Raw genomic sequence first — 26,977 nt, 5'->3', positions numbered from 1 at the left:
GAAGGACACGAAGGCACCGTATTAGAGTGGCATGGTCCGTCCCAATGTCGGCCGTCGTGCTCTTTGTGTCCGTCGTGGTTATCTCAACTTCGTTGTGCCTGCGCGCGACGCGTTCACCCAACGCGGCGGCGCTCCACGGGAACTGAGTGGAACGCCGCCTGCGACGGTGAATAGTCTCTACGGTTAGCTGCGAATGCGGCGGGCAAGGCACGCGACGCCGCCGAGGACGCCTAGCAGCGAGAGGCTTGTCGGTTCGGGGATGGCGGCCAGGATGCGGGCGTCGCCGACGTCGGCGCCGGTCAGGGCCGTGTCTCCCAGGAACGACGCGAACTCTGGCGAGACGAGCAGGTCGACCGTTAGGTCCAGTTGCGATTCGCTCGCCGAGTCGAGGGCGACGACGGATGTGTCGAACAGGATCGCGGCGACGCCTGTTGTGCTCTCGACGTAGAAGCCGCTAGCGGCGCCGACCGCACGGGCGGCGTCGAAGCCGATCGTGAAGTTACCAACCTCAACGGCGTCGGCGTTGAAGAACACCGAGCCGGTGTGCTCGATCGATCCGCTGAAGGGACCCGTCGGGAAGTCGTTGGGCGTGTACGTGAAGGTCGTCGGCAGCGTCGCGGCGTCGCGGGCGTTGATTGGGAAAGCCACCGAGCCCGGCAGCGTTCCGGCGCCGATTCCAGGCGAGACGCTGGAAAGGTCGAGGCCGGCGGCAGCGCTGAGCGTCGCCGTGTCGAGGGCGACGCTGGTGAAGCCGCTCTGCACGTCGGCTTGAGCGAAGGCGAGCGTTGGAACAGCCAGGGCGGCCACCAGAGCGGTCGTAAGACGCTTCATGGGGAATCTCCTCAAAGGTGAAACGGGGCGAGGTCAGTGATTTAACGGTCGCGCAGGAGCGGATTTTCACCGCAGGGGTAGAGCAGCGAGGCCGCTCCCAGAGGTCGGGATGCGGAGACGGAAGTCGCAAACACCGGAGACGGCCAAAAGAAATGGCCGAGCGACTCTCAGGAGCGGAATCGCACGTTACCGGCTCGACGGGTCATTAGCAGTCGGTTGAAGGCGATTGGCTAATCTTCAAGGACGGGCTTGTTGTTCTTTAGGCGGGCGGTGAGAGGCGGCAACCCCGCGACGTACAAAAAATGGGTGCCGCCGCTGGGGGGGGGGCGAGCCGGGGACGTCAGTCCTCGGTGGACGGCGCGTACCCACTCCCCACCGAGGACTGACGTCCCCGGCTCGCCAAAGATCGCCCCTCCTGCCAGCAAGCGGGGGAAACCGCCGGTTTGCAGGCCTTGATCTTCAGTGGAAATCTGCGATACTCCGCGATTCTCGCCGGTCCGGCGGCTCCCAGAAGGGCCTGCCGCGGTGAGAGCAGCACCTTACCCCGTCCGGGCTGAGCCGCATTGGTTCCTTTGTTGAAAGGGATTGTGGGTCCGCCGTTCCGAGGAGTTTTTGATGTCGGATACGCTCACCGCCGCCAAGCGGGAGAAGATTGGCTCGCGCGCCAGCATGCGTCTGCGGGCCGAGGGGCTCATCCCCGCCGTCCTGTACGGCCACAAGGAAGCCCCGGTCAGCCTGTCGCTGCAATTCACCGAGCTTCGCAAGTCGCTCGCCCACAAGGCGAAGGTCGTCAACCTGAGCGGCGACGCCTCGGGTCAGGCGATCATCCAGGCTCTGCAATGGGATACGTTTCACCGTGACCTGCTGCACGTTGACCTGCTGCGGGTCGATGCCGGTGAGCGCGTCCACGTGACCGTGCCGATCGAGACCAAGGGCGAGGCCGCTGGCCTGAATGAGGGTGGCGTTGTCACGGTCGTCTTCGACCACGTCGAGATCGAGGCCGCCCCGGCGAGCATCCCGGAGGTGCTGCACTTGGACGTCACCAAACTGCACATGGGTGGCAGCCTCTCGGCAAGCGACATCACCGACCTCCCCGAGGGCGCCAAGCTGCTGACCGAAGCCGACACGGTGCTGGTCCACTGCGTGCCGCCGGCGGGCGCGTCGAAGGAAGACGAGGCGGCGGCGGCCGCTGCCGCTCCGGAAGTGATCCAGAAGGGCGGCGAGCAGGAAGGCGCCGACGAATAAATGCGAAACGCCCCTCGCCGTTGGCCCTTGGCCACTGGAGGGGGAGATGCTTTGGGGGACGGGCCGATGAAGATCGTCGTAGGCCTCGGCAACCCGGGCAAACAGTACGAGGCGACGCGGCACAACGTCGGCTTCGATGCTTTGCGGCTCCTGGCGGATCAGTGGTCTGCCGAGACGCCCAAGTCGAAGTTCGACAGCTACGTCGCCGAGGCGATGGTCGAAGGGCAGCGAACGCTGCTTGTTTGGCCGCAAACCTTTATGAACCTCAGCGGCAAGGCGGTCCGCCAAGCCGTTGGGTTCTACAAGACGCCGTTAGAAGAGCTGCTGGTGGTCTGCGACGACTTCGCCCTGGAGACAGGGCGGTTGCGGGTCCGGGCGAAAGGCTCTTCGGGCGGACAAAACGGGCTGAAGGACGTGGCCCGGCAGCTGGGGACCGAAGACTACCACCGCCTGCGGATTGGGGTCGGCCCGGTCCCCAGCGGACGCAGCGCGTCGGACTTCGTGCTCGGCCGGTTTGCTCCGAAGGAGCGTGAATTGGTCGATGTGGCGATCGCCGACGCGGCCGCCGCGGTCGCCTGCTGGGCGAAAGCGGGCGTCCTCGAAGCGATGAACAAGTTCAACGGCGTCGGGTCGTGAGACAAGCCGCCGACACGAGATAAAGCTCAGCGATACTTCAACCATCACGCGGCGCCGCGGCGCCGCCAACGAGGGCGACTCCCTTGGCACAGAACGTTTACGAAGGCCTGTTCATCTTCGACGCGAACAAGTTCGCTCGGGATCACGACGCGTTGCCCAAGGCGGTAGAAGAGATGATCACCTCCGAAGGGGGCGAGGTCGTCGTCAGCCGCCTCTGGGAGGAGCGCCGCCTCGCTTACCCGATCAAGGGTCAGCGCAAGGGCGCCTATTGGCTGATCTACTTCCGCACCGAGGGAGACAAGATCACCGGTCTCAACCGCGCCTGCGAGCTCAAGAGCGGCGTCTTGCGGCACATGGTGCTGAAGATTCATCCGCGTCTGGTCGAGCCGATCCTCGAGCACGCCGCCTCGGCGCCGGTCCACGGACCCGCGGGCGAGGGCGAAGCCGCCCCGGTCGCCGAGTTCGCCGGTTCGGGCGACGGGGATTGAACCCGAGTCCGCTGAACGTTTTTTGCTCACCGCGTCTTTAGCCCCGTGGCGAACCTCCATGGCCAGCTACAACCGAGTCGTCCTTGTCGGCAACCTGACGCGCGACATCGAACTACGGTACATCCCCAGCGGGACCGCTGTGGCCGAGATCGGCCTGGCGGTCAACGATCGCGTCAAGCGGGGTGACCAGTGGGTCGATGAAACAACTTTCGTCGATGTGACCCTGTGGGGCCGCACCGCCGAGGTCGCGAATCAGTATCTCAATAAAGGCTCCAGTATCCTGATCGAGGGTCGGCTGAAGCTCGACACCTGGGAGAAGGACGGCCAGAAGCGGTCGAAGCTACGGGTCGTGGCCGAGAAGATGCAGATGCTCGGCGGACGCGGCGAGGGTGGCGGCGGTGGAGGCGGCTCGCGCAGTACCGGCTCGAGGGCCCCCGCTCGCCAGCAAGATAGTTATGACAGCGGCGATGACGGCGGCTACGGCGGCGGCGGGTACGACAACTACTCGTCGGCGCCCGCAGCCCCGCCCGAAGACGATATTCCATTTTGAGTGGGTAGTCGGCAGTCGGCAGTGGGCGGTTTTTTGCTCACGGCTTCCTGCCCACTGCCTACTGCCCACTGCCCACTTAAGCAGCCATGGCCACTACCAAGCAGAAGAAACTCAAGCGCACCCCGACCCGCGCCAAGCGCCTGCCGCTCGGCCCTAGCGGCGGCGTGCAGCTGCTCTTGATCCAATCGGTCGAGCACCTCGGCAAGCAAGGCGAAGTCGTCGAGGTCAAGTCGGGCTACGCCCTGAACTACCTCATCCCTGAGGGGCTCGCCACGATCGCCAACGACCACCACAAGCGGATGGTCGATAAGCACAAGGCGAAGCTCGCCGAGATCGAGCGTGAACGGCAGGCCGAACTACGTAAGCAGGCCGCCGAGATCACCAAGCAGAGCGTCACGATCGAGGCCAAGGCCACCGAAGAGGGTCACCTCTACGGAAGCGTCGGCGCGGTGGAGATCATCGCCGCCCTGAAGAAGCAGGGCATCACGATGGCCGCCGAGCAGATCAAGCTCGAGGGCGTGCTCAAGGAGCTGGGCCTCTACACCGTCAAGATCCGCTTCTCCAGCGAGGTCGAGGGCGAGCTCAAGGTCTGGGTCGTCCCCGCCGTTGGCGATTGAAGCTAACCTCAGCTGCTGCTAGCAGTTAGATACACGAGGCAGCCGTTCCGATGGGACGGCTGCCTCGCTCTTTGATGGAGACTGATTTAGGATAGCGTCATGCGGAATGACCAACGACGAAGCCCCAATGACCAATAGGGAGCTGCCGCTCCGCCATCATTGGACATTGGGGCTTGGTCATTGGATCGCAAGCGATGGCCCTCGGCGGCATCGATCCGATCGTTAGACGATCTCTACTGCACTCCGGGCGCTGACGCTCCCGGCTCGCCTTGGTTCGAAGGAGCGGACTCTTATGTCGATCGGCGATTCGCGCGACCGTAACGAGACCAGCGGCGAGGGGAAACGCTTCCGGCGAGATGGGCGTGACGGACACGCCCCGCCGCCGATTAAGGCCGAGAGCCTCCTCGAACGGCAGCTGCCGCAGAGCCTCGAGGCCGAGCGGGCCGTGCTGTGCAGTTTGCTGTTATTGCCGGAGGTCGCCGACGACGTCGCCCTGATCCTGGGCGCGGATGATTTTCTCGACGACGCCAACCGCCGCATCTACCGCCATATGGCGGCGATGCACGACGAGGGCGCGGCGATCGACGTGATGCTGCTGATCCAGCGGCTGCGCGACAAGGGCGAGTTCGAGGCGATCGGCGGCAACGCGTACCTAGCCGAACTGAGCGGCGCCGTGGCAACGGCGGCTCACGCCGAGTACTACGCGCAGATTGTCCGTGAGAAGGCGACGCTCCGCGGCCTCATCGAGGCTTCGACGGACATCCTCCGCGACGCCTACGACCCGACGATGGAGCCGCGGCAGCTGCTGAGCCGCGCGGAGGAACGCGTCTTCGGCATCCTCGAAACAAAGGGGCACGGGCAGGTCACGACGATCCGCGATGTGCTGACCGAGTCGATCGCACGGATCGACGCGCGGATGAAGAACGAGCACGCCTTCGGCGGCATCGAGACGGGGTTCGATGACTTCGACGAGATGACCGGCGGCCTGCACGGCTCGCAGCTAGTGATCCTCGCGGCGCGTCCTTCCATGGGCAAAACGGCGCTCGCGATGAACATCGTCGAGCACGTCGCGATCAACTGCCAGCACCCGACGCTGTTTGTCAGCCTCGAAATGGCGGCGCTCGAGCTGGGCGACCGACTGCTCTGCTCTCGCGCGCATGTGAGCGGGCACCGCGTACGCACCGGCCAGATCAAGGTCGAGGAGAGTCAGAAGCTGATCCGCACCGCGGCGGAGATCAGCACGGCGCCGCTCTACATCGACGACTCGCCGAGCCGGACGATGACGGAAATCTCAGCGGCGGCGCGGCGGCTGAAGCGGAAAGAAGGGCTCGGGCTGATTGTCATCGACTACTTGCAGCTGATCGACCCCGACAACTCGCGCGACCCACGGCAGGAACAGGTGGCGAAGATCGCCCGGCGGCTCAAGGGCCTGGCGCGTGAGCTCGATGTGCCGGTGCTGTGCCTAGCGCAGCTCAACCGCCAGACCGAGGCCTCCCGGGACAACAAGCCGCAGCTATCGAACCTGCGTGAGTCGGGCGCGATCGAGCAAGACGCGGACGTGGTGATGTTCATCCACCGTGAAGAGTACTACGCGACGAACGAAGAGGACCGCGAACGCCTCCGCGGCGAGGCGGAGCTGATCATCCGCAAGCAACGCGCCGGCCCGGTAGGTGACGTGAAGCTCACGTGGCTGCACGACTTCACCCGGTTCACCAACCGGGCGCCGCAGCAGTACGACGAGTTCGCCGGCGGCTACGGCGGCGGGGACAACTCGTTCGGTTAGCTAGCGTCGCCGGGTTCTCCAGATTTGAACCTCAAAGGAACAAAGGGAAACGGAGTGTTTTTTGAAGGTCCGTTTCCCTTTGTTCCGTCGTTCCTTTGTGGTTCGCTTCTCTTCTTGCTAGCAGTGCGGGCTAGCGGCGCCGCCGTATCGGCGTGCCCGGGGGCAAAACTTTGCCCCGATTGGCTCAGGAGCCGCCATCGGTCTTGTGGTGAGGTTGCGCTTTTTCTAGTTCTACGCGGCCTCCTTCCCGCTGGAGGGCCTGCGACGGCTTGCGCCTTCGCCTCGGTAGGAATATCAGCGCTCAATCGACCCCGACACGCCCTCGATGCCGCAAGCCCAACGAAGCCCCGTGAACCGGCCATTCGTCGCTCGCCCCTGCGCGAGTCGCTTGGTTAGGTCTCGGGTTTTCGCGATCGTCGCGCTACTGGTCGCGGTTGCGCCGGCCGCCGCACAAGGCATCGGCGATCCGTTCAACGATGCATCGCCGGCAGCGCGGCAACCGATGCCGGGCGACAATGGTCGCAGAGCGACAAGCGGTCTCAGCGAGTTCGCCACCGACGAATTGGTCGCCGACATCCAGGTCCGCGGCAACCAAACGGTCCCGGCGTCGCGGATCCTCAATCAGATGCAAACCCGTGTGGGTCGGCCCTTCGACCCCCGCGCTCTCGCAGGCGACATCAAAAAGCTGGCCTCACTTCCGTACTTCGTCACCGTCCGCCCATTGCACAAGTCGACCGAAACGGGTCGCGTGATCATCCTCGAGGTGGTCGAGCGGCGGACACTCCGCTACGTCGAGTACCTCGGCAATGAATCGATCAAAGAGAAGAAGCTCGCCGAGGCGACAGGACTGACGGTTGGCGGCGCGGTCGATCCCTACGCTGTCGAAGAGGGGAAGCAGAAGATCGCCTCGCTCTACCGTGAGAACGGCTTCAATCGTGTCCACGTCGAAGTCGTCGAGGGCGCCGACTCGAAAGACCAGGGCGTCACCTACAGTATCAACGAGGGCCCGCAGGAACGGATCTGGACCGTCGTCTTCGAGGGAAACGAATTCGCCTCCGACGGGCAACTCAAGACGAAGATCGCTTCAAAGCCCGGCATCGCTTGGCCGATGGGGAGCAAACTGAAACGCGATGCGCTTGAATCAGACGTTGACAAGCTCACCGACTATTACCGTTCGTTCGGCTTCTTCCGTGCGAAGGTCGGACGGACCGTCGAGTTGGGCGAGGGCGGTGAGTGGGCGACCGTTCATTTTGCGATCAGCGAGGGTCCGCGGTACTCGATCCGCAACGTGACGATTAACGGCGTCGAGTTGTTTGACACGTCATCGATCCGCTCGGGGCTGAAACTCACTGACGGCAGCCCCTTTGAGCGTGGCGTTCAGCAACAAGACGTGCAATGGCTACGCGACCTCTATGGAAGCCGCGGATACATCTACGCCGACATCCGGGCCGAGATGCTTTTTCTGGAAGAGCCGGGCAAGATCGACCTGGTCTATAACGTCGAAGAAGGCGAGCAGTGGCGCGTGGGCCGCATCCTGGTGAACATCCGGGGCGAGGACTCCCACACCCGACTGCCCGTAGCAATCAATCGTGTGGGCTTGCGACCGGGTGACATACTCGACACTCGCAAGCTACGTGACGCCGAGCGGCGCCTGGGAGCGGCGGGCGTGTTCAACCGCAACCCGCAGATGGGGTCGGTGCCAACCATCACGCCGGAGGTTTCTCCCGAGACCAGAGAACGGCTCGCTGCCGAAGAAAAGGCGGAGGAGGCCGATCGCCAAGGGGTGTTCCGCGGTCAAAACCCGGCGAGCCCTAGCGCCACGCCTTGGACCTCCTACATGCCGCCAACGCCATCGGTTTATCAAATCGTCAAGCCGGCGCCGACGAGCGAAAGTTACGCTGTCGCCAAAGAGCCGGCGCCGAGGCAATCGATTGCGATCGAGGCCGAGGTCTACCGCGGCCAAGGACCCGCTGCGGGCTACCCGGCCACGACGGGAGCGACTTCGGTCTACCAGATGCAGCAATCGGTAGCCAATACACCCGAAGAGGCCTTATCGCGCAGCGGCACGCCCTATGCCGATCAGGGCCAACCAGCGGGCAATGTCTTCGGCGCCTCGACGGCGCCCGACGCGCACTACAACCCTTACCCGAACTACGGCGGCACAACCGTCGGCGCGACGGACCCCAGCGCGGCGCCCATAGCGCCAACGCAGTATGCCGAGGGATACCCAGCGCCGCCGACGGCGTATCCTGCAACAACCAACACGCTGCCGCCCCCTCAGGGGTATCCCGCCCAGCCGCCAGCGCCGGGCTACCCCGCGACAACGACTCCGTCTTCAACAGGCTATCCTGCCGAGACGATTGCGCCGCCCACCTACGGACAACCCGCGCCGCCCACCTACAACTCGGTCGGCGCCGACGCTTATCAAGCGGGATCGCCCGTCAACACGCAGCTCTTTCCGCTGGGGACCAATCTAACGACACCGGTGCCGCCGCCGAACGATCCGTTCGCCGACCTGGTGATCAACCTTGAAGAGACGCAAACAGGCCGGTTCATGGTCGGCGTTGCGGTGAACTCCGACGCGGGTGTCGTCGGTCAGATTTCACTCGACGAGCAGAACTTCGACTGGCGCGCCGTGCCAAGGAGCATGCAAGATGTCTACGACGGCAACGCCTTCCGCGGCGGAGGTCAGCACTTCCGACTCGAAGCGGCGCCGGGCACCCAGGTGCAGCGATATCTCGCCAGCTGGCAAGAGCCCTACTTCCTCGACACACCGATCAGCCTCAACCTGAGCGGCTCGTACTACGAACGCCGCTACGACGACTGGGACGAAGAACGCCTCGGCGGACGCATTGGCTGGGGTTATCAGTGGGTCGATCGCGACCTGTCGGGGATGGTCACGTACCGCGGCGAGAACGTGAAGATCTTCAACCCGTCCGATCCAACGCTCCCCGACTACGCCGAGGTGCTCGGCGACAACTCGCTGCATGGCTTCGGCTTGCGGTTGGTGAACGACAAGCGAGACAATCCGTTCCTCGCGACGGAAGGCTACTACCTCTCGGCGAGCGTCGAACAGGTGATCGGATCGTTCAGCTACCCGCGCGCCGAACTCGACGCCCGTACCTACTACCTGCTTAAAGAGCGCCCCGACCACACCGGCCGCCACGTGCTGACTTTCCAGTCTCGGCTGGGCATCACGGGATCGGACACGCCTGTGTACGACCGGTTCTATGCGGGTGGCTTCTCAACAATGCGCGGCTACGATTTCCGCGGCGCGTCACCGGTTATCAATGGCTTCGAGGTGGGCGGCGACTGGATGTTCCTCAACACGGCCGAATACATGTTCCCGCTTTCGGCGGACGACATGATCCACGGCGTGGCGTTTGTGGATCACGGCACGGTTACTCCTTCCGCTTCGCTCGACGACTACCGTGTAGCGCCGGGCGTGGGGCTACGGATCTTGGTGCCTGCGATGGGTCCGGCGCCAATCGCGTTGGACTTTGCTTGGCCGGTAGCGGGGCCGGACTTCGACGACAAACGTGTATTCACGTTTAATATCGGATTCCAGCGCTGACACGAGGGGGTGACGTTAGCGCCGCAAAGCCGATACGGCTGGCAGCAAGAAATCCCTCGACCCTCGTCTCTTACCCGTCGTCCCTTTTCAATACCGCCGCTTGGTCGACCAGCGCATCAGGTCGCCGTTGTAGTCACGGTGCCAGCCGACTTGCGGATAGACCTGCTCGGCGCCAAACCAGCCCCATTGAAACTGCGCAGCGGTGTGGGCATGGTTCATGGGCCCCGCGTACGGCGCTTGGTAGTAGGCGGCGTAGGGCGACGTAGCGCAGGGCGCGGCGGCGATGCCAATCTCGGCGGACGCGAACAATGCGAAACCGCCCAGCAAGCGGACACCGTAACAAGCTAGCAAAGAACGCATCGCACAAGCCTCAGATCAAAGGAGCCTCTAACGAAGCAGTTGGTCCACCGATGGACCCTACGGGTTGTTTCGACTGGGTAAACCGCGAGACTTGTGCGTAGTCCCGGAGGCGGCCGAGACTGCTAGAAAAAACTCTCGCCAGCCGTATCGCAGATTGCCCAATCCGCCCGACAATTCTGCCACCTGATAGCAACGATGAATTACCTAGCCCACGCTTGGTCCTTCCTTCGCAACGGATCAGCTGATCCCTACGAGCTAGCGGGTGTTGCCGTACCGGACTGGCTTGGCGTCGCGTCTCGCCGAACGAAGTGCCGGTCGCGCGACGCGGCGCCGCACCTCGATTCGGAGAACGCGCAGTTGGCGGCCCTGGCGAGGGGCGTTTGCCGTCACCACGCCGACGACGCCTGGTTCCACGAATCGCCCGCCTTCGGAGCGTTATCGCTAGGGTTTGCGAAGACGGTTCGCGAGGCGCTTGGTGAATCGACCAGTATGCGGCCCTGGTTTCTCGGGCACATCCTTGTCGAAATGCTGCTCGATGATGAACTTGCGCGGCGCGAGCCAGGGCTGCTCGATTGGTATTACGAGCTAATGACGCATGTCGATGGGGCGTGGGTGGCGGCGTCGATTGAGCGGATGGCGCAACGCGACGTCGGCGATCTTGCGCTCTTCGTCGAGCGGTACGTCGAGGTCCGGTTCCTCGCCGATTATCGCGATGACGACGCCTTGGTGATGCGTCTCAACCAAGTGATGCAGCGGGTGCGACTCGACAAGCTGCCGGCCGCATTCACGCCACTGCTGGCGGGGTTCCGTGGCGCCGTCGCCGCTAGCTTTGATGAACTGGTGGTCGATCCGGACCTTGTCGGAAAAACGCCGGTCGCTCTTGAAACCGGCGGCTCGGTTTCTGCGTAACACGAGCACGGACGCCCTACCTGCTTGAAAGGGCCCTTCTCGTTACGGATGGAGCGACACGATGAGAAGCCTGCTTGCTTTGTTCCTTTTGCCGGCGATCTGGATGTCGGCGAATCCCGCTTCAGCGATCGAACTGCCGCAGGTCGGCAGCTTCGACACGAGCACGCCCGAGGTGGCGTTCGACGTGCCGGCGACGCTTGCTTGTCGTGACGTGACGACGCCCGAATTCCTCGCCGCCAACCCCGATATGCGGCTGGTGGAGGTCGTCACCCCGGTGTCGCTGCTACTATTCCATGGCGAAGCAGGGAAGGTGGACGACATGATTCTAGAGATTGACGGCGCCGCGGCGGGCCTCAAGGTTCACGACTACGCGCCGCGCACCGAGCTCGCTAGTGACTTAGCGCAACCCATCGAAGTTAAAGAGACGATTGCGACCGATAAGTCGATCGCTGCGACGATCGGAGCAAAGCTCGCGCCGGACGTTTGCCTGACTCCGACCCTTACAGCCGGGACCTCCAAGGCCGAGTCGGCGACCGTCACCCGCAGCGAGTTGCCGCCCAAGCAGGCCATTATCGTCAGCGGAACCACCGGCGGCCGTTCGGGCGTGTACTACAAGCTCCGGCGATCGTCGCAGTCGACTCTCGAAGGGGAGCGAATGTTCCGTGTTACGTTCGCGGCGCCGGCCGATTGGGACGGCGGCTCGGTCGAGGTGCGTTGCCTTGCGCGTGGCGAGAAGAAATGGCTCTTCGTCGATCAGCGCCGTGTTTGGAATCAAACGACCACGCCGATGGAGCTACGTCTGGTGAGCCATACGACCGCAAAGCCAGTCGTAGATGAGTCGGCTAAAGAGTAGGCGCTTTGGGAGAGTTTGCTGGGGGGTCAACGAAAGAGGCCCGGCCAGCGCTGTGCTGACCGGGCCCGTCGCCTCTATCCTTGCCCAGACCGATGACCTATCGACGGCGAGCAAACATCGCCAGACTCAACATACCTGCCAAAACAGCTGTGGTCGGTTCGGGAACACCAAAGATCTCACCCGACGCGGCCGGCAAGACAAGCTTGTAACCAGCCGTCCCATCGACCTCACCGTCCGTCCCGGCTCCTGCTGTTCCATCGACGGACAGGCCGTGGATCACGATCTCACGGAAGTCGAGCGGGATCAGGTCGGCGCCGACGTAGTCCATGCCGCTCACCGGGCTGCCAAACAAACTGTCGTCGGTAAGGTCATACGTTTGATTGAAGACGAACGAACCCGTGGGCGTATTCTGCGTCGGTAAGGGGAGCAGTATGTCACCGTAGCGTGGCAGGCCCTCGAGCACTTCGACGAAACCATCGCCGTCGCCATCGTCGGCGATCGTCGGGCTCACCGAATCGCCCGCCGGGTTACCGCTCGTGCCGTCCCCGGTGAGGAGGCCGTGGATGTGCATCAAGTGGTCTTGATTGGGCTCGAATCCCGTGCCGGTGATCGAGATGTCAAGCGTCATCGCCGTGGTGTCCAGCGTCATTAGCGCAAATGCGCTGCCGCCGGAGTTGTTGAGAGAGCCGATATTGGCGGCGAACTGCTGCAGATGATCTGCGGAGGCCGGCAATGACATCGCTGCCGCTGCTAGAAGCGTTGAGATTCGTAAGATGGACACGGTGCTGACTCCTAATTCGGAAAAGGCGAGTAGTGACATTAGCGGGTAGTAAGTTTCCTACTTGCGGGCGCGACGAAGGAAACCTGTTCCGAGGACGCTCGCTACGAGGAGGGTTGCGCTGGTTGGCTCGGGAATCGGCGCGACGGCGATTGCGGTGATGATGGCCCCACCGCCCACTTCACCTACGGGCGTACCGAGTCCGGTCATCAGATCGACGGTCCAGAAAGTGGTTCGCGAGGTGGTCGAGTCTTCGATCGCCATGTAGCCGACGCCGGTGGCGCCAGAAATGTCGAAGCCTCCGGTGCTGGTGACATCGGTGCCCAGGACGCCGACGGTCCCAAGAGTTCCGGCCGAGTTTGCTTGTGTCACCAAGAGGTCGAGACCCGCATCAACGCCGTAGAGCTGCGTTGTCGTCGCGTTATTGAAACTGTTCGTGTAGGCCGAGTGGACGACGTTGGGGTCGGTTCCGGCGTTGGCGTCCCCCATCGGGAAGAAGACGTCGGTGACTTCGGTCGCCATACCGTCATTCGGATTGAGGACGTAATTCTTGTTGACGTCGGATACAAAGCGGATGCGATCGATCGTCGGGTTGAAGTCGAAGCCGAAGCTCGACCCGTTGATCGGCGGCGAGAACGGCCCGGAGCCCACCATCGTCGCGGCGCCGGTCGAGGTGCTCAGCGTGTAGAGTCGGCTTGAACTGCCGACGGCAAAGAGCTCGCCCGTCGCGGGACGGAAATCGATGCCAAGAATCGTCTCGTTAGATTGCAAGCCGGTGATCGGCATTCCCGACATCAGGTTTCCTGGCATCGCTGAATCCCAACTGACGAGGAATTGCTCCTCGGTGACGCCGTAGATCGATTCGGCGTGGGCGGCGGCGGGCGCGAGCATCAGCCCGCAAGCGACTAGCATTAGGCGTGGAGACATAGGGAGGACCTCAGCAAGAAAGGGGACAAAACCTTCACAACGCTGAGGAGTTACGGGCGCCACCTGTGCCCGGATTGAACGAGTTCAATAAAACACCTCAAGAACTGGCTGATTGGGCTCGAAGTCCATCGATTGACCGCTGCCCAGCGGAGAACTACGGTGAAGGGCTGCGGCGAAGGGTTTCGTCGCGAACTCATTCGAGGCCCGTGCCGATGGCCCCCCTCCGCTCGCTGTTATTCGTCGCGGGCTGCGTCGCGCTGCTCGCCTGCGCGGGGTGCAGTGAATTGAGAACCTCGAGCGGACTGGGGACGGGCTCGGTGGCATCCACTCCGGCTGATTTCGAGTTAGCCCCAGCTGGCGTCGTGAGTGAGCAGATGGCCGCCCTCGCCGAATGGCGCAACGACGCCACCGCCAGCGGACGGGTGTTTAGCTTCGCCTCGCCGGGCAACCGAGTGATCACGGGGCCGCTCGAGCGATTCGAGAAGCTCGTCGATTCCAGCCCTTACGTGGCGCTCACTGACAACCAAGGCTACGCCGTTGGCCGCGCCGTTAAGAAGGGCGACGCCGCCACCGTCCTAGTAACGCTGATCGATCGTTCCGGGACGCTGGTGGCTTACCGCTTCTACTTGAGCCGCCAAGAAGATGAATCCCAGCATCGCTGGATGACCGACGCGGTCTATCGATTCACGCCGAGCGAAGCCGGCGCCGATCAGACGGTTAGTCCGACGATCTGACCGACAGCCCGCCGAAAGATTTATGTCGTCGAGCGCCGCCAATCGGTCACCAAGTTCCCGTCAGTGGGACCGCTACGCCGACGCCGAAGATGACGGGCCGCTCATCGCTGCGGTAGCTGCGGGTGATCGCGACGCCTTCGCCACGCTCTACGACCGCTACGCTCCACGCGTCTACGGGATGGCAATGCGGGTGCTGGGGAGGGACGCCGACGCCGAAGCCGTCGTGTCAGACGTCTTTCTGTCACTTTGGAAAGACCCGCACGGTTTTGACCCATCCCGCGGCGCCTTACGCACGTATGTCTTGTTGCTGGCGCGGAGCCGATCGATCGACCGGCTGCGGGCCGGCGCCACGCGGGCCGAACGAACGGAGGCGGCGGCTATCGAGTCGCTGCCAGAGATGGTGAAGCGTCAACATTCCGACCGCCCCGACACCCGTCTCGTCGAACACGAGAATTCGGACCAAGTCCGCACCGCCGTCGGACGACTCGAAGCCAAGCAACGTACGCCGCTTGAGATGGCGTACTTCCAAGGCCTCACCCACGCTGAGATTGCCGAGCAGCTCGGCGAACCGCTCGGCACGATCAAGACCCGCATCCGTACGGCCTTGCAAACCCTCCGTTCCGCACTCCGTTCGGTAGGGAGGGACCACGATGTCCTGTGACAGCATCCGACCGCTCCTGCCCGATTACGCCGCCGGCGCGGCGACTGAGGAGGAACGCGCGCTAGTTGAACGGCACCTGACAAGCGGCTGCGAGGCTTGCCTCATCGAACTCGTCGAACTGCAAGACGCGGCGGCGCTGTTGCTAGACGCCGAACCATTGCCGGCGCCACCCGCGCATCTTAAGACGCAATTGCTCGACGCCATCGCAACATCGGCCACGCTTACATCAACGCCGAAGCGGTCCGCCTGGACAATCGCCGCGTGGTCGGTAGCGGCTTCGCTTGCCGTTGTTGCGGCGGGCGTCACGTGGCTGCGGTCGCCAGAAGCCGCCGACGCGGTGAAACAATCCATCGCCGAGGCATGGCAGGAACGTGTCGCGAAGAGCGAACGAGAATTTGGCGTTCGCGGCGCTCGGCTCGTGTCGTTGCCGATCACGAGCTTTAGAAAGTCGGTCGTCACCCACTTGCTATATGACTCGGTGTCGCAGCAGTTGCATGTTTGGGCGACTCACAACCCACTCGCCAGCCGCTCTGAGCCGAACTGGGTTTGGCTCATTGATGAAGAGGGCGCTGTGATCGCTCGCGGAGAGTTAAGGCATGCTTCGGCTGGTAGGATCTTCGCGATCTTGGATGTCAACGGCTTAGAGGCAGAAGCCGCCAAAGTCTTGCTGACCATCGAGTCCGATGAGCTAGAGGCGGCGCCGAGCGAAGAGGTGGTTGAGCAGGGCGTGTTGGAAATCCGCTGAAGCGGGGGCACAATAGCGGGTCTTAGAAGTGCTCCGCTATCCTCGAATGTTTGCAGCATGATGGCCCCTATCGTTGTCGTCTCTGGCTTGCCGCGGTCGGGGACTTCGTTGGCCATGCAGATGATCGCGGCAGGTGGTGTCGAGCCGCTGACCGATGGCGAGCGTGCCGCCGACATCGACAATCCGCGGGGCTATTTCGAACTCGATGCGGTGAAACGGCTCAAGGCAGACTCGTCCTGCATCCGTGATGGCCGAGGCAAGGTCGTGAAGGTGATCTCGCACTTGCTGGGCGAACTCCCAAGCGGCGAGACGTACCGAATCGTCTTTGTTGACCGCGACCTTGATGAGATTCTGACGTCGCAGGCGAAGATGATTGCCCGACTCGGCAAACCGGCGCCGCCACAGGACATCGTTCGCCGGGCTTTTGTCACGCACCTCGACGCGTTCGAGCGGCTCACGGCGCGCCGACAGGATTATTCCGTACTCCGCGTGGCGTACACCGACATGGTCGCCGAGCCCCAAACCGCCGCGGAGCGGATCGCGGGCTTCCTTGCCGAAGGCGGAATTACGGGGCTGGATCTCGCCGCGATGGCGGGGACGGTTGATCCAAATCTGTATCGCAATCGCGCGAAAGATTGAACCCACCGCTCGCATTTGGTTGCTGGTACTGCGCCGTGACAGTAGCGTAGAGATTTTCGGCGCCCTCTGATCTGGCCACGATGTGTAATCAAGATTACTTGCCGCTAGTAGCGTTGATAGCCGCCGCCATGCTGGCCGCGCCCGCTAAAGGATACAACAACAACGACCGCTGGACGTTCACGTCGGCGGGTGGCGTGGCCGGTCCGATCGGGACGCCGGTCGCGTTGACCTGGGGGATCGCCGACGACGGGACGCTGGTCCAGAACGTCACGCCGGGCGTCAATCGCAGCAGCAATCTGATCGCGAAGCTCGACTCGTGGTACGGGGCGGGCCCGGGCGGGTCGGACCTGACGCAAAGGCCATGGTTTGGGTACGTCGAAAGCTCGTTTGATCGCTGGGCGGAGGTCTCGGGCATCACGTTCACTTACGAACCCTACGACGACGGCGCAAACCACAATGTCGCGGCCGGGGTCGCGGGGGTGCGCGCCGACGTGCGGCTGGCGGGCGCCCGCTACGATGGGACAATTGGCGTGAATATCGGCACGGCTGGTTACACGATCGCTCCCGATTTGGGCGATATCTTCCTCGACACCGACGATGCCGCCTACTTCAGCAACGCCAATGGCAACGCCTTCTCGTTGCGGCATACGCTGATGCACGAGCTTGGGCATTCGCTTGGCCTCGGGCATCTTACCAGTAGCAATTCCGTGGCGCTCCTGGAGCCCTTCACACAGACGGGATTTGACGGTCCCCAGCACGACGACATCCGAGGGGTCCATTTTCTGTATGGCGACGCTCTGGAGAAGAATGGCGGCAACGACACGATCGCCACCGCGACGCCCCTTGGCGTGATCGACGGCGGCTCGGTCGTATCCGTCGGGACCGACGGCGGCGCCACGCTGGTCACGGCGGACATGTCGGACTTCATTAGCATTAATCGCTCGGCCGACGTGGACGTTTTCTCGTTCAGTGTGGAAGGGGCGTCGCAAGTGAACATCACGATGACTCCGCTGGGGTTCAGCTACGCGCATCAGGCCTTTGGACTGGGTTCGACGACGATCCAGTCGGACCGCATTGGCGATCTTGGGATTGAAGTGCAGCAATTAGGCCCGTCGCTGGTGAGTTCGTCATTAGGCATCTCCAACGGCGGCGGCCTCGGCGCCGCTGAGACGTTGGACTTCACCACGACGGAGGCGGGTAGCTTTACCCTCCACGTCACTGGGATAACGAACGCGACACAGTTCTACCGGCTCGACCTAGCGGTCACGTCACTAGCCCTTCCGGGCGACTACACCGGCGACGGCCTCGTCGATGCGGCCGATTACACCCGCTGGCGGGACACGCTAGGAAGCACTACAGAGTTGGCGGCCGATGGCGACGGCAACGGCGAGATCGATGACGCGGACTACGACGTTTGGGCGTCGGCCTACGGGTCGATTTTCCACGGGGCAGGGACCTCGGCGTCCGGCGCGGTTGCCGAGCCGGGCGCCCTCGTGGGAGCGACGCTGGGCCTCCTTCTTGCCAAATTCCGGCGCCCAAACCGTTGAGCGGCACGGTGACGGCTGGTTATATTTAAACCACCTAGTGCGTGGGCCCGACTCTGATCAGGCTCCTAGGCGGCGTGCTAGGGCCTGCCTTTACCTCTCCCTACCGCTACCGGTTCGCACTGGCGCCCGTTCGTCATGGGCCGACGGTCTTCCGACTTACCAGATTCGATTTCTTGGTTGCTTCAAAGCACCCCTGAAAGCGCTGTCAGTTTTTCGCTTTCCGCTCCGCTCCTTATGCATCACACCTACTGGAGACGCTCATGAAGCAAGATGATTCCAACGCCACCGCTCGTCGGGCGGCGTATTCCATCGCCGCCGGCGCCGTCGTTGGCGTGACCGGTTCGGCCGAAGCCGCCATTAGTTACTCCGGTGTGCAAGACCTCGCTATTGCGCAGTTTAGCAGCCAGCAGCTCAATCTCGATGGCGACGCTTACAACGACATCCTGCTGAAGAATTACGTCTTCGGCGGCGGCAACTACCAAGGCGCCTACGTCAACTTTGCCCCGGGCAAGGTCGTCGGTTTTAGCGCCGGGCTCAGCTACGCCAGCGCTCTGTCTGCCGGCGACTTGATCGATGCCTCGACGACGAGCGGCGGGCCGTTTCAAGCATCCATGGCATACGGCGGCAACAACCCTAACGCCGAATTCAACACCGCCAGTGGCGCGTTCATCGGTCTGGAGTTTCCCATTGGCGGCGTCAGCCACTTCGGTTGGGTCCGGGTGACCGTGGACAACGCCGCCGGCTCGTTTGTCATCAACGACTGGGCCTACAACTCGACACCCGGCGCCGGGCTGCTCGCGGGCCAAGTCCCCGAGCCGACCTCGCTGGGCCTGCTGGCCGCCGGCGCCGCGGGCGTCGCTGCGATGCGCCGCCGTCAGGTCGCATGAGACTCGACTGATAGGACGATCGAAGTTTTTGCATCGGCGAGCGGGGCTCTTGCGACCCCGCTCGCCGGTCGCCTAGACATGGACAAGAAGAGCATCGAGGAAGATTGGCAATGAGCCCTGTTAACAACGCAGAAGCGGCGAAGCAGCGTCGTGTCGCCTATTCGCTCGCCGCCGGCGCGACAATGTCACTGGTGGGCGCCGAAGCGGACGCGCAGATCGTCTGGTCAACGGTTCAGAATATCGCCATTGACGCCGGTGGCGCCCTGACGCTGGAGCTCAACGGCGACGATCCCTATTACTCCGATAGTGATCTGATCCTTAAGAACTATGTGTTTGACAACGGCCCCTACCAGGGAATGACGGTCCGTTACGCGCCGGGTCGAGTTGTCGGCTTTCGCGCCGGCTCCGGCAACTACGCTTACGCCACGGCCCTGACGGCTGGAGCGGTTATTGACGCGACGACGACCGGCGCAGGGGATGTCTTCTTCGGCTCGATGGCCTATGGCGAACTGAATCCAAACGCCCAGTTCAACGAGGCGCCCTCCGCTTTTCTGGGCGTAGGCTTCCCGATCCTCAACCAAATCCATTACGGCTGGGTGCGCGTCACCGTTGATAACGCAGCGGGCGTCTTCGTCGTCCGTGACTGGGCCTATAACGCTACGGCCGGCGCGCCGATCGCCGCCGGTCAGGTCGCGGGCGACTTCAACGGCGACGGCGTCGTGGATGCGGCCGACTACACCGTATGGCGTGACACGGAAGGGAGCAACACCGACCTTCGCGCCGACGCCGACGCCGACGGCGTCATCGGCGCCGGCGACTACGCCGCGTGGGCAGAGGACTATGGCTTCTCGGCGTATGAGTTCGACGCCGCCCCCGCCGCCTCAACGATTCCCGAACCGGCAACGCTCGGCCTGTTGGCCTGTGGCGCCGCCGGGTTAGGCGTGCTGCGTCGTCATCGGTCCGCCGGCGTGACCCCGAGTGAGTCCAACGCGCCGTGATAGCGCCCGAAAGGACCACGACCGAACGATCGCCGCGACGGGTGCTGCTCGTCGGATGGGACGCCGCCGATTGGCAGATGATCCAACCCCTCGTTACGCGGGGACTGATGCCAACCATCGCCGGCATGATGGAGCGCGGCGTGTGGGGCAACCTGGCGACCACCAGGCCGATCCTCTCGCCGATGCTGTGGAACACCATCGCTACCGGCAAGCGGCCGATCGACCACGGAGTCCACGGTTTCACCGAACCTGACCCGGACGGCCAAGGCGTGCGGCCCGTCCACAGCACCAGCCGCAAGTGCAAGGCGATCTGGAACATCCTCACGCACTACGGGCTGCGATCGACGGTTGTTGGTTGGTACGCCTCACACCCGGCCGAACCAATCGCCGGCGTGATGGTGAGCAACCAGTTCGAGCAGTTCCGCGTCGAGAACGGCAAGCCGACACCGCCGTCGGCCTCGTGTGTGCATCCACACGAGCTGACGGACGAACTAGCCGAGTTCCGCGTCCTCCCCGGCGAGATCGACGCCGGCGCCATCCTGCCGTTCATCCCCACCGCGGGTGAATTGCTAGAGTGCGAGGACCATCGGCTGGGCAAGTTTCAACACTTGATGGCGCAGACCGCGACGATCCACGCGACGGCGACGCACCTCTTGGCGAAGGACGACTGGGACTTCGCCGCGGTCTACTACGAGGGGATCGATCGTTTCGGCCACGAGTTTATGGAGTTCCATCCGCCAAAGATGGACGAAGTCACCGACGCCGACTTCGCGGCCTACCAGCACTGCATGACGGGGATTTATCGCTTCCACGACATGATGCTGCAAACGTTGCTCGACATGGTGGGCAACGACACGGCGGTCGTGCTGATCAGCGATCATGGCTACTACAACAACCATCTACGTCCCGACCCGCGCCCCGGAAAAGCTGGGCCGGTCGATTGGCACCGTCCGTTCGGCGTCTTCGCGGCGCAGGGGCCGGGCGTGCGGCAGGGCTCGCGACTCTACGGCGCCGGTATTCTCGACGTGACGCCGACGCTGCTGCAATTGATGGGCGTCCCCGCAGGCTTCGATATGCCGGGCCGTGTCCTCGCCGAGGTGCTCGACACGACGATCGCAGAGGGCAAGCCGCTGCCGCGCATCGAGACTTGGGAAGAAGTCGAGGGTGAATGTGGCATGCACCCGCCCGAGATTCGGATCGACGCGGCCGAATCGCGGGCGGCGATGGAACAGCTGGTGGCGCTTGGCTATGTCGAAGCGCCGTCGGAGGACATCGAGAAGACGATCCGCGACACGATCGCCTGCAACGAGTTCAACCTGATCCAGTCGCTGGTGGACAGCATGCGGATGGGCGAGGCGATCGAGCGGATCGATGCGCTCGACCCGTCGGTGCGAGAGACGGCGCCGTGCCTGACGATGCTGGCGACATGCCTGTTGGGTGTCGGCGATAAGTCCCGCGCAAGAGACGTCCTCGAACGATTGGCGGCTGACACGCCCGACTCACCGCGGACGCGGATGATGCTTGGCTCGCTGGAGTTTGCCGAAGGGAACGCCCAAGCGGCGATGACCCACCTCCGTGAGGTGGCCGCTTCCGATCCCCGGCTGCCGGGGCTGCACAACAAGTTGGGCCAAGTCCTGCTGGAGACCAAGCATTACGACGAGGCGGTCGCCGCGTTCGAGAAGGCGCTCGAGATCGACGGCGACAGCCCGCTCGCCTTCACCGGCAGGGCGCGCGCCAAGCTCGAGTTGGGCGACGCTCAGTCCGCGCTCGAGGACGCCATGACCGCCGCCGAGCTCGTCCACTTCCTGCCGCGGGCGCACTACCTCGTGGGCCGGGCGTTGGCCGCGCTAGGACGCCCTGACGAAGCGGCCGAGGCGCTGGAGCTTTGCGTCAAGCAAGCGCCGGGCATGTCGGCGGCCCACCACGAATTAGCGGGCGTCTACCGCACGCTCGGCGAAAACGCGAAGGCCCGCGAGGCGGAGTTGCGTGCCGGTCGGGTGTTGGCGTAGTTCGCAATCAACAGTTATCGAGAAAAGCAAACGAAACGGAGATCCCTGCATGTCTCTTCATCCGAAGCGATCGGCGTTTACGCTTGTCGAGCTGCTGGTTGTGATCGCGATCATCGGCATCCTCGTGGCGCTGCTCTTGCCGGCCGTTCAGGCGGCGCGGGAGGCGGCTCGGCGGAACGCCTGCACGAACAACCTCAAGCAGCTCGGCTTGGCGGCCCTCAACTACGAGTCGGCGCGAAAGATGCTGCCTCCGGGGTACCTGGGGTCGCCCCTCTTCGGCAAGCCTTGGGAAGACGACCCCCTCGTGAACGGCGTTGTGGAGTTGCAGCAAGGGATCGGCGTCTTGGTGTTTATGCTTCCTTACGTCGAAGAGCAGTCGCTCTTCGACCAATTCACTGAGCAGTACTCCATCTCCGTCGATTCCAATGACACGTGGTATTTCAACGACGACTACGACAATTTTCGTCGTCGTCGGCTTTCGGGCACAAACATTGACTCATTCCGTTGCCCCTCGCTGTCGAACGAGCCGCCGCAATCGGCTTACCTAGACAAGATGTACTTCATCGCCACTGTAAGCGACTTGGTTCGAAAGTCTGGAGGCAACAATCCGGCTATCGTTGCTCAGGGACTGACGAGTTACGCCGGTGTCACGGGCGTCGTCGGAACAGCGGGGCCACAAGATGTTATTACCGACGCCGCCGGGCTTCCGTACCCCGCTCTAGGAACGCGCAGCATCAGGACTGAGCTGCTCGGCGTCTTCGGGCGTCGCAGCGAAACCCCGCTCGCCAAGGTGATTGACGGCACTTCCAAGACCTTGATGTTCGGGGAAGCGCCTGGCACCTTCGGCACGAACGCCGGCGACACGTTTGACTGGTCGTCCGGACAATACGACGGCTTTATCCAAGGCTTCGCCTGGGCGGGCTGGGCGTGCATCCCGACTTACTTCGGCCTTGACCCTAGCGACGCCGACGGAGAGCCCAACCCCGAAGCCCGCTACCAAACGCACTGGCGTCAGTTCGGCTCGGTCCACTCGGGCGGCGTCGTGCTGTTCACGATGGCCGACGGGTCCGTCCATGGACTGACGAAGGACATCGACCTCGCGACGTACCACAACCTCTCGACGATGAAGGGCGAAGAGCCCGCGTCGCTGCCGTGATTGCGTAGGCCACCGCGGGTGGCGTTAGAGGCTACCGAAGTTCTCTTCGCCGTTGGGCGTGGCGTAGGACTTCCAGACGTTCTCATCGACGTCGTCGGGGACGAACCGCACGCTCCCATCCACGGCGAGGAGGTTCACGCCGCCCGGATGCGTGCTGCGGGCAAGCTGCCGCCACTGGCCGCGCCACTGGCCGCCCGTCACTTCGGTAGAACGGCACTCCGTGTTCGCCAGCCCTTCGGCGCAGTACCGGGTCCAATCCGGCAGCTGTTTGAAGTTTGGAACGTAGTCGTGCATGTACATCGACGCGGCGCCAAAGTGCAAGGTCCCACGTGTGTCCGTACCTTCGTAGGTGCGAACCTCACAGACGGCGGCCGTCTTCGACGTGCCGTCGATGAACTCGGCCATCTTGCGACCACGATTCACTTGAAACGTCCCGAATCGCATCAGCGACGAATTCGGCTTCTCGGGGTTTCGGCGAGGCCAGTTTACATCGGGTCCGTCAGTCGACGAGAAAGGACGGACTGAACAACCGAACTGCGTGTTGGTGCAATCTTGCCAAGGCGAAACGTCGTTCATCCATACAAAGCCGATGCCTGCATTCGCCGCGTAATTGCCGCGAGCGCCATACCAGTTGTTGACGATTCCCACCGGATCGCTCGATGGACATACGTAAGTTTCGAACGGGATGTGATGAGAGGTATCGCCGTTGTCATTTCGTTGGCCGAGCGGTATTGACCAGTCCACGGCGGAGTACAGCGCTGCCTCTTCGACGTAAGGCATTAGCGAAGAGACCCAGCTGAACATCGTTGGGTCCGTGCCAGCGCCGGCTGTCGTGCGTTGCGTCGCTCCGAATGGGAATTTCTTCTGCGACGACTCGTAGTTCATCAACGCCAAGCCGGTCTGGCGGATGTTGTTGGTGCACTCGGTGCGGCGGGCCGCTTCGCGCGCGGCTTGCACCGCTGGGAGCAGGAGAGCCACAAGGATGCCAATGATGGCGATCACCACTAGCAACTCGACCAGCGTGAACGCAGAACGACGCGCCAGACGCGGCGTGGTTGGGGCGAGGGAAGTCACCGACTTAAGCTCCTACGGCTCGTGATCAACCAGACCCTCTGCGGGCACGGCCAACGGCCGATGCGGCGGGGAATGGGATTCGCCTGCTTCTCTCTGCCAATGATTCTAAACCAACGCCGCGCGACCCGGAAAGTCAAATCGGCAGAAATCTGCCGTAAGGCGAGGTCTGCCAGCGTCCACCCAGAGCGTGATCGCGCGAACCCAATGCGCGATTGCTCGGGGATGAAATTGGTAAAAGCGTTTCTCCTGAGCCTCGGCGGGGTTATAGTCAGCCCTGAAGCGAGTTGGCGTTACCGACGCCAGCTTCGCCATCTGAATGGTTGGAAGAGAAGCAGGCGGAGCATCTTCCCACAGGCAAAACGGGCTCGCACGAGCGCCGGCCGGGGAGGCTCCATTTTCTGACTGCTGTTGTTGTTCCCAACCCGCTCGCATCGAGTCTCACCTTGGAGTCGCTCATGAAGGCAGTTTTGTTCCCCCGTCTCTTGGCATGCTTGGCAGCCCTTGGGGCGGCTGATTCGGCGCTGGCGTCGCCGCTCACCGAGTTCAACAACGCGACGCTCGTCGCCGACTTCCAGTTCGACGACGCCGTCGGAACCCCGATTGAATCGACGGCCAACTCGGTCGACCCTCTCGCCCTGTGGGACACCGACGCCGACTTCGGCGGAGCGGCCACAAACGGCTCCGGCCAGTTCGACGCCGCCGGCAAGAATAACACCGAGTTCGGAACCGTCTATGTCGACACACCCGGCGTGACTTCGGGCGTCGTCTACGGCCTGTTCGATGTCTCGTGGGCTTTTGACGAGTCCGTCTATGACGCCGCCCAGGACGAAGAGTTTCGACTGTCACTTATTCAGTTCGACCCACGCAGCACTTTCGTTACCGTCGAGACGTTCTTCACTCGCACCTCCGCAACCGAAGTCGAACTCTATGGCAACGCTGTCGGGACCGGCGCTACCGACACCCCGGACTTGGTCCTGGGCTCTAGCGGCGATTTGCTGACGATTGTCAAAGCAGACCTCGACTCATCGATGTTCGAGCTTTTCTACTCGACCGACGACGGGGCGACGTTCGTCTCGGCGGGCGCCGGCGCCCTCGACCCCACGAGGGGCGTCGAATCCCTCCGCTTTGTGCTCAACGAAGACTTCTCGAACGATTCGTTGCTAGTGGAGCGGATCGCCTACGCCGTCGTTCCCGAGCCGATGGCGGCAGCCCTCGTCGCGATCGGCTTCGCGGCGTTTGCTTCGACCACACGTCGCACGGCGGGGCGGTGAAGACGTGATGCGGACTGCTTTAGTTGCGTTGATCGTCGGTGCGGCGGCGGGGATGTCCTCCCCCGCCGCCCGCGCCGACCTCACGGTCGTCTGCCGTGACTACGCCGTCACCAGCGGGCATCCCGACTCGACGGGGGTCGGCCTCGAGGTGTTGCGCGCGGGGGGCAACGTCGTTGACGCGGCGGTCGCCACGTCGCTCGCCCTGGGCGTCGCCGAGCCGTACGGCTCGGGGATCGGCGGCAAGGGAATGCTCCTCTACCGCGAAGCGGCGACGGGCAAGGTCTACGCCCTCGAGGCCATGTGCCAAGCGCCCGCGGGGCTCGACGCCGAGGCGTTCGCCAAGCTGCGGAGGCGCGACCGTTACTACGGCTACCAGGCCGTCGCCGTGCCGGGACTCGTTGCCTGCCTGGGCGACGCGCACCGTCAGTGGGGATCGAAGCCGTGGGAAGAGCTGGTGCTCCCCGCCGCCGATCTCGCCGACGAGGGGGTCGTTGTGTCGGCGCCGATGTACTCCTTGATGCGACCCAAGCGTAACCTGCTGCGCCGCGACGACGCCGCGGCGGCGATGTTCTTGGCGGATGGTGAGACGCCCGCAGTCGGCAGCCGGATGAAGTACCCGCTTCTGGCGGAGACGCTGCGGACGATCGCGAAGGGCGGACCGCGGGCTTTCTATGAAGGCCCTATTGCTGAGCAGATCGTCGCGACGTGCAAGGCGGGCGGATCGCCGATGTCGTTGTCCGACCTGCGCGACTACCGCATCAGGCATGTCGCGCCGCTGGAGGCTGATTGGGAGGGTTACCACCTCGCCGCCGCGCCGCCGCCGCTGACCGGCGGGACGACAGTGCTCGCCACGCTGAAGTCACTCGAAGGCGTCGCCGCGCTGCACGCCTGCACCGAACGCGACGCGACCTACATCGACCTGGTGAGCCGATCGCTGCTCGCTCTCTACCCGGAGATCACCCGCACCGTCGCCGACGTGCCGGACGCCGCTGAAGATGCGGCGTGGCTGGTGTCCGACGCGGGCGCGACAGCTGTCCGTGACGCCGCCGAGCGGCTCGACCCCGCCTCGCCCGAGACGCCCGCGCTACGATCCGCCGGCGTGACTGCGGACGACACGGCGGACGCGAGCACGACGCATCTGATCGTCGCCGACCGGGAAGGGAACATCGTCTGCCTGACGCAATCGCTCAGCTACCATATGGGCGCGGGCGTCGTCGCGCCGGGAGTGGGGGTGCTTTTCAACAACAGCATGAGCAACTTCTCGACACGCAACCCCGACGCCGTCAACCATGTTGCGCCGGGCAAGCACGAGCGGAGCACGATCGCCCCGGTGATTGTCACGCAAGACGGCAAGCCGGTGCTCACGCTGGGTATCCCCGGCGGTCAGCGGATCCCGACGACGACGATCCAATTGCTGGTCGATCACCTGTTGCTTGGCGCGCCGCTGCGAGAGACGTTCGACCGGCCGCGGTTCCATGTCGTCCGTGCGGCTTCGTCCAGCCAACCGCCAAACGTCGTCGACCTCGAAGGGGGCTCGCCCGCGGGGCTCGACGCCGAGCTCGAAGCCCTCGGTTACCGCACCGCTCGCCATACGGCGGATGGGCATTACTTTGGCGGCGGCAGCGCTATCCGCTGGACCGGCGACGGGCTCGAAGCGGTCGCCGACCAACGCCGCACCAACGACGCCGCTGGCGATTGAGACCCC

General features: G+C 63.6%; 25 protein-coding genes. 20 read left to right on the top strand and 5 right to left on the bottom strand.

Features of this window, described 5'->3' with window-relative positions; all coding sequences use genetic code 11:
* Positions 1-183: 183 nt before the first annotated feature.
* Entirely contained in the window at positions 184-831 is a 648-nt protein-coding gene (locus Spa11_RS03505; protein WP_145107920.1) for a PEP-CTERM sorting domain-containing protein, read from the bottom strand.
* A 615-nt stretch (positions 832-1,446) separates the two neighbouring features.
* Here Spa11_RS03505 and Spa11_RS03500 point away from each other — a divergent pair.
* The 7 genes from Spa11_RS03500 to Spa11_RS03470 all read left to right on the top strand — a co-directional run bounded on the left by Spa11_RS03500 (position 1,447) and on the right by Spa11_RS03470 (position 9,724).
* Positions 1,447-2,076, top strand: a complete 630-nt coding sequence (locus tag Spa11_RS03500; protein WP_145107913.1) for a 50S ribosomal protein L25 — start codon at positions 1,447-1,449, stop codon at positions 2,074-2,076.
* Positions 2,077-2,142: 66 nt separating this feature from the next.
* Positions 2,143-2,712 carry an aminoacyl-tRNA hydrolase gene (gene pth, locus Spa11_RS03495; RefSeq protein WP_145107910.1) on the top strand — a complete coding sequence of 190 codons (570 nt, stop codon included), beginning with the start codon at positions 2,143-2,145 and terminating at the stop codon, positions 2,710-2,712.
* 83 nt (positions 2,713-2,795) lie between these two features.
* Positions 2,796-3,200 carry a 30S ribosomal protein S6 gene (rpsF, locus tag Spa11_RS03490; RefSeq protein ID WP_197529709.1) on the top strand — a complete coding sequence of 135 codons (405 nt, stop codon included), beginning with the start codon at positions 2,796-2,798 and terminating at the stop codon, positions 3,198-3,200.
* 58 nt (positions 3,201-3,258) lie between these two features.
* Entirely contained in the window at positions 3,259-3,750 is a 492-nt protein-coding gene (ssb, locus tag Spa11_RS03485) for a single-stranded DNA-binding protein (protein ID WP_145107901.1), read from the top strand.
* Positions 3,751-3,836: 86 nt separating this feature from the next.
* Positions 3,837-4,367, top strand: coding sequence for a 50S ribosomal protein L9 (gene rplI / locus Spa11_RS03480; RefSeq protein ID WP_145107898.1), 531 nt, complete (start codon positions 3,837-3,839; stop codon positions 4,365-4,367).
* Between the two features lie 292 nt (positions 4,368-4,659).
* Complete coding sequence (dnaB, locus tag Spa11_RS03475) at positions 4,660-6,150, top strand: replicative DNA helicase (protein ID WP_145107895.1); 1,491 nt, start codon at positions 4,660-4,662, stop codon at positions 6,148-6,150.
* A gap of 388 nt (positions 6,151-6,538) precedes the next feature.
* Positions 6,539-9,724 (top strand): BamA/TamA family outer membrane protein, encoded by a 3,186-nt coding sequence (locus Spa11_RS03470; protein WP_197529708.1) that lies wholly within the window; start codon positions 6,539-6,541, stop codon positions 9,722-9,724.
* Between the two features lie 87 nt (positions 9,725-9,811).
* Here the strand turns inward: Spa11_RS03470 and Spa11_RS03465 are convergent, their stop codons facing one another.
* Positions 9,812-10,084, bottom strand: a complete 273-nt coding sequence (locus Spa11_RS03465; RefSeq protein WP_145107888.1) for a hypothetical protein — start codon at positions 10,082-10,084, stop codon at positions 9,812-9,814.
* Positions 10,085-10,279: 195 nt separating this feature from the next.
* Here Spa11_RS03465 and Spa11_RS03460 point away from each other — a divergent pair, with 195 nt between their 5' ends.
* The gene (locus tag Spa11_RS03460) at positions 10,280-10,993 is read left to right on the top strand and encodes a hypothetical protein (protein ID WP_197529707.1); all 714 of its coding nucleotides are present in this window, start codon (positions 10,280-10,282) and stop codon (positions 10,991-10,993) included.
* A gap of 61 nt (positions 10,994-11,054) precedes the next feature.
* Positions 11,055-11,846 carry a hypothetical protein gene (locus Spa11_RS03455; RefSeq protein WP_145107884.1) on the top strand — a complete coding sequence of 264 codons (792 nt, stop codon included), beginning with the start codon at positions 11,055-11,057 and terminating at the stop codon, positions 11,844-11,846.
* 97 nt (positions 11,847-11,943) lie between these two features.
* Here Spa11_RS03455 and Spa11_RS03450 read toward each other — a convergent pair whose 3' ends face one another.
* Complete coding sequence (locus Spa11_RS03450; RefSeq protein ID WP_145107879.1) at positions 11,944-12,627, bottom strand: hypothetical protein; 684 nt, start codon at positions 12,625-12,627, stop codon at positions 11,944-11,946.
* A 57-nt stretch (positions 12,628-12,684) separates the two neighbouring features.
* Positions 12,685-13,551 carry a DUF4394 domain-containing protein gene (locus tag Spa11_RS03445; RefSeq protein ID WP_145107873.1) on the bottom strand — a complete coding sequence of 289 codons (867 nt, stop codon included), beginning with the start codon at positions 13,549-13,551 and terminating at the stop codon, positions 12,685-12,687.
* Between the two features lie 212 nt (positions 13,552-13,763).
* On the opposite strand from Spa11_RS03445, the gene Spa11_RS03440 reads away from it, so the two are divergent.
* From Spa11_RS03440 to Spa11_RS03400, 9 genes are all read left to right on the top strand, one after another.
* The gene (locus Spa11_RS03440) at positions 13,764-14,285 is read left to right on the top strand and encodes a DUF4864 domain-containing protein (protein WP_145107869.1); all 522 of its coding nucleotides are present in this window, start codon (positions 13,764-13,766) and stop codon (positions 14,283-14,285) included.
* A gap of 22 nt (positions 14,286-14,307) precedes the next feature.
* Entirely contained in the window at positions 14,308-14,946 is a 639-nt protein-coding gene (locus Spa11_RS03435; protein WP_145107865.1) for a sigma-70 family RNA polymerase sigma factor, read from the top strand.
* Entirely contained in the window at positions 14,936-15,691 is a 756-nt protein-coding gene (locus Spa11_RS03430) for a zf-HC2 domain-containing protein (RefSeq protein WP_145107861.1), read from the top strand. Before Spa11_RS03435 ends, Spa11_RS03430 begins: the two co-directional genes overlap by 11 nt.
* Before the next feature lie 114 nt (positions 15,692-15,805).
* On the top strand, positions 15,806-16,330 hold the full coding sequence (locus tag Spa11_RS03425; RefSeq protein WP_197529706.1) for a sulfotransferase family protein: 525 nt from the start codon (positions 15,806-15,808) through the stop codon (positions 16,328-16,330).
* A gap of 80 nt (positions 16,331-16,410) precedes the next feature.
* Positions 16,411-17,877: a matrixin family metalloprotease gene (locus tag Spa11_RS03420; RefSeq protein WP_145107852.1), complete on the top strand. Its 1,467-nt coding sequence runs from the start codon at positions 16,411-16,413 to the stop codon at positions 17,875-17,877.
* 260 nt (positions 17,878-18,137) lie between these two features.
* Positions 18,138-18,764: a PEP-CTERM sorting domain-containing protein gene (locus Spa11_RS03415; protein ID WP_145107849.1), complete on the top strand. Its 627-nt coding sequence runs from the start codon at positions 18,138-18,140 to the stop codon at positions 18,762-18,764.
* A gap of 110 nt (positions 18,765-18,874) precedes the next feature.
* Complete coding sequence (locus tag Spa11_RS03410; protein WP_145107841.1) at positions 18,875-19,762, top strand: PEP-CTERM sorting domain-containing protein; 888 nt, start codon at positions 18,875-18,877, stop codon at positions 19,760-19,762.
* A complete protein-coding gene (locus tag Spa11_RS03405; protein WP_145107836.1) occupies positions 19,759-21,771 on the top strand; it encodes an alkaline phosphatase family protein in 2,013 nt (670 codons plus the stop codon). Before Spa11_RS03410 ends, Spa11_RS03405 begins: the two co-directional genes overlap by 4 nt.
* Positions 21,772-21,820: 49 nt before the next feature.
* Positions 21,821-22,927, top strand: a complete 1,107-nt coding sequence (locus Spa11_RS03400) for a DUF1559 family PulG-like putative transporter (protein WP_145107830.1) — start codon at positions 21,821-21,823, stop codon at positions 22,925-22,927.
* 24 nt (positions 22,928-22,951) lie between these two features.
* Here Spa11_RS03400 and Spa11_RS03395 read toward each other — a convergent pair whose 3' ends face one another.
* Positions 22,952-24,001 (bottom strand): DUF1559 domain-containing protein, encoded by a 1,050-nt coding sequence (locus tag Spa11_RS03395; protein WP_145116896.1) that lies wholly within the window; start codon positions 23,999-24,001, stop codon positions 22,952-22,954.
* 455 nt (positions 24,002-24,456) lie between these two features.
* Between Spa11_RS03395 and Spa11_RS03390 the strand changes: the two genes are divergently transcribed.
* Both Spa11_RS03390 and Spa11_RS03385 read left to right on the top strand, forming a co-directional pair.
* Entirely contained in the window at positions 24,457-25,272 is an 816-nt protein-coding gene (locus Spa11_RS03390; RefSeq protein WP_145107824.1) for a hypothetical protein, read from the top strand.
* A 52-nt stretch (positions 25,273-25,324) separates the two neighbouring features.
* On the top strand, positions 25,325-26,971 hold the full coding sequence (locus Spa11_RS03385; protein WP_197529705.1) for a gamma-glutamyltransferase family protein: 1,647 nt from the start codon (positions 25,325-25,327) through the stop codon (positions 26,969-26,971).
* The last annotated feature ends 6 nt before the right edge of the window (positions 26,972-26,977 follow it).

The sequence above is a fragment of the Botrimarina mediterranea genome (assembly GCF_007753265.1).
Classification (GTDB): Bacteria; Planctomycetota; Planctomycetia; order Pirellulales; family Lacipirellulaceae; genus Botrimarina; species Botrimarina mediterranea.
The sequence above is the reverse complement of the archived record's forward strand: the minus strand, read 5'-3'. Positions and strand labels throughout refer to the sequence as shown.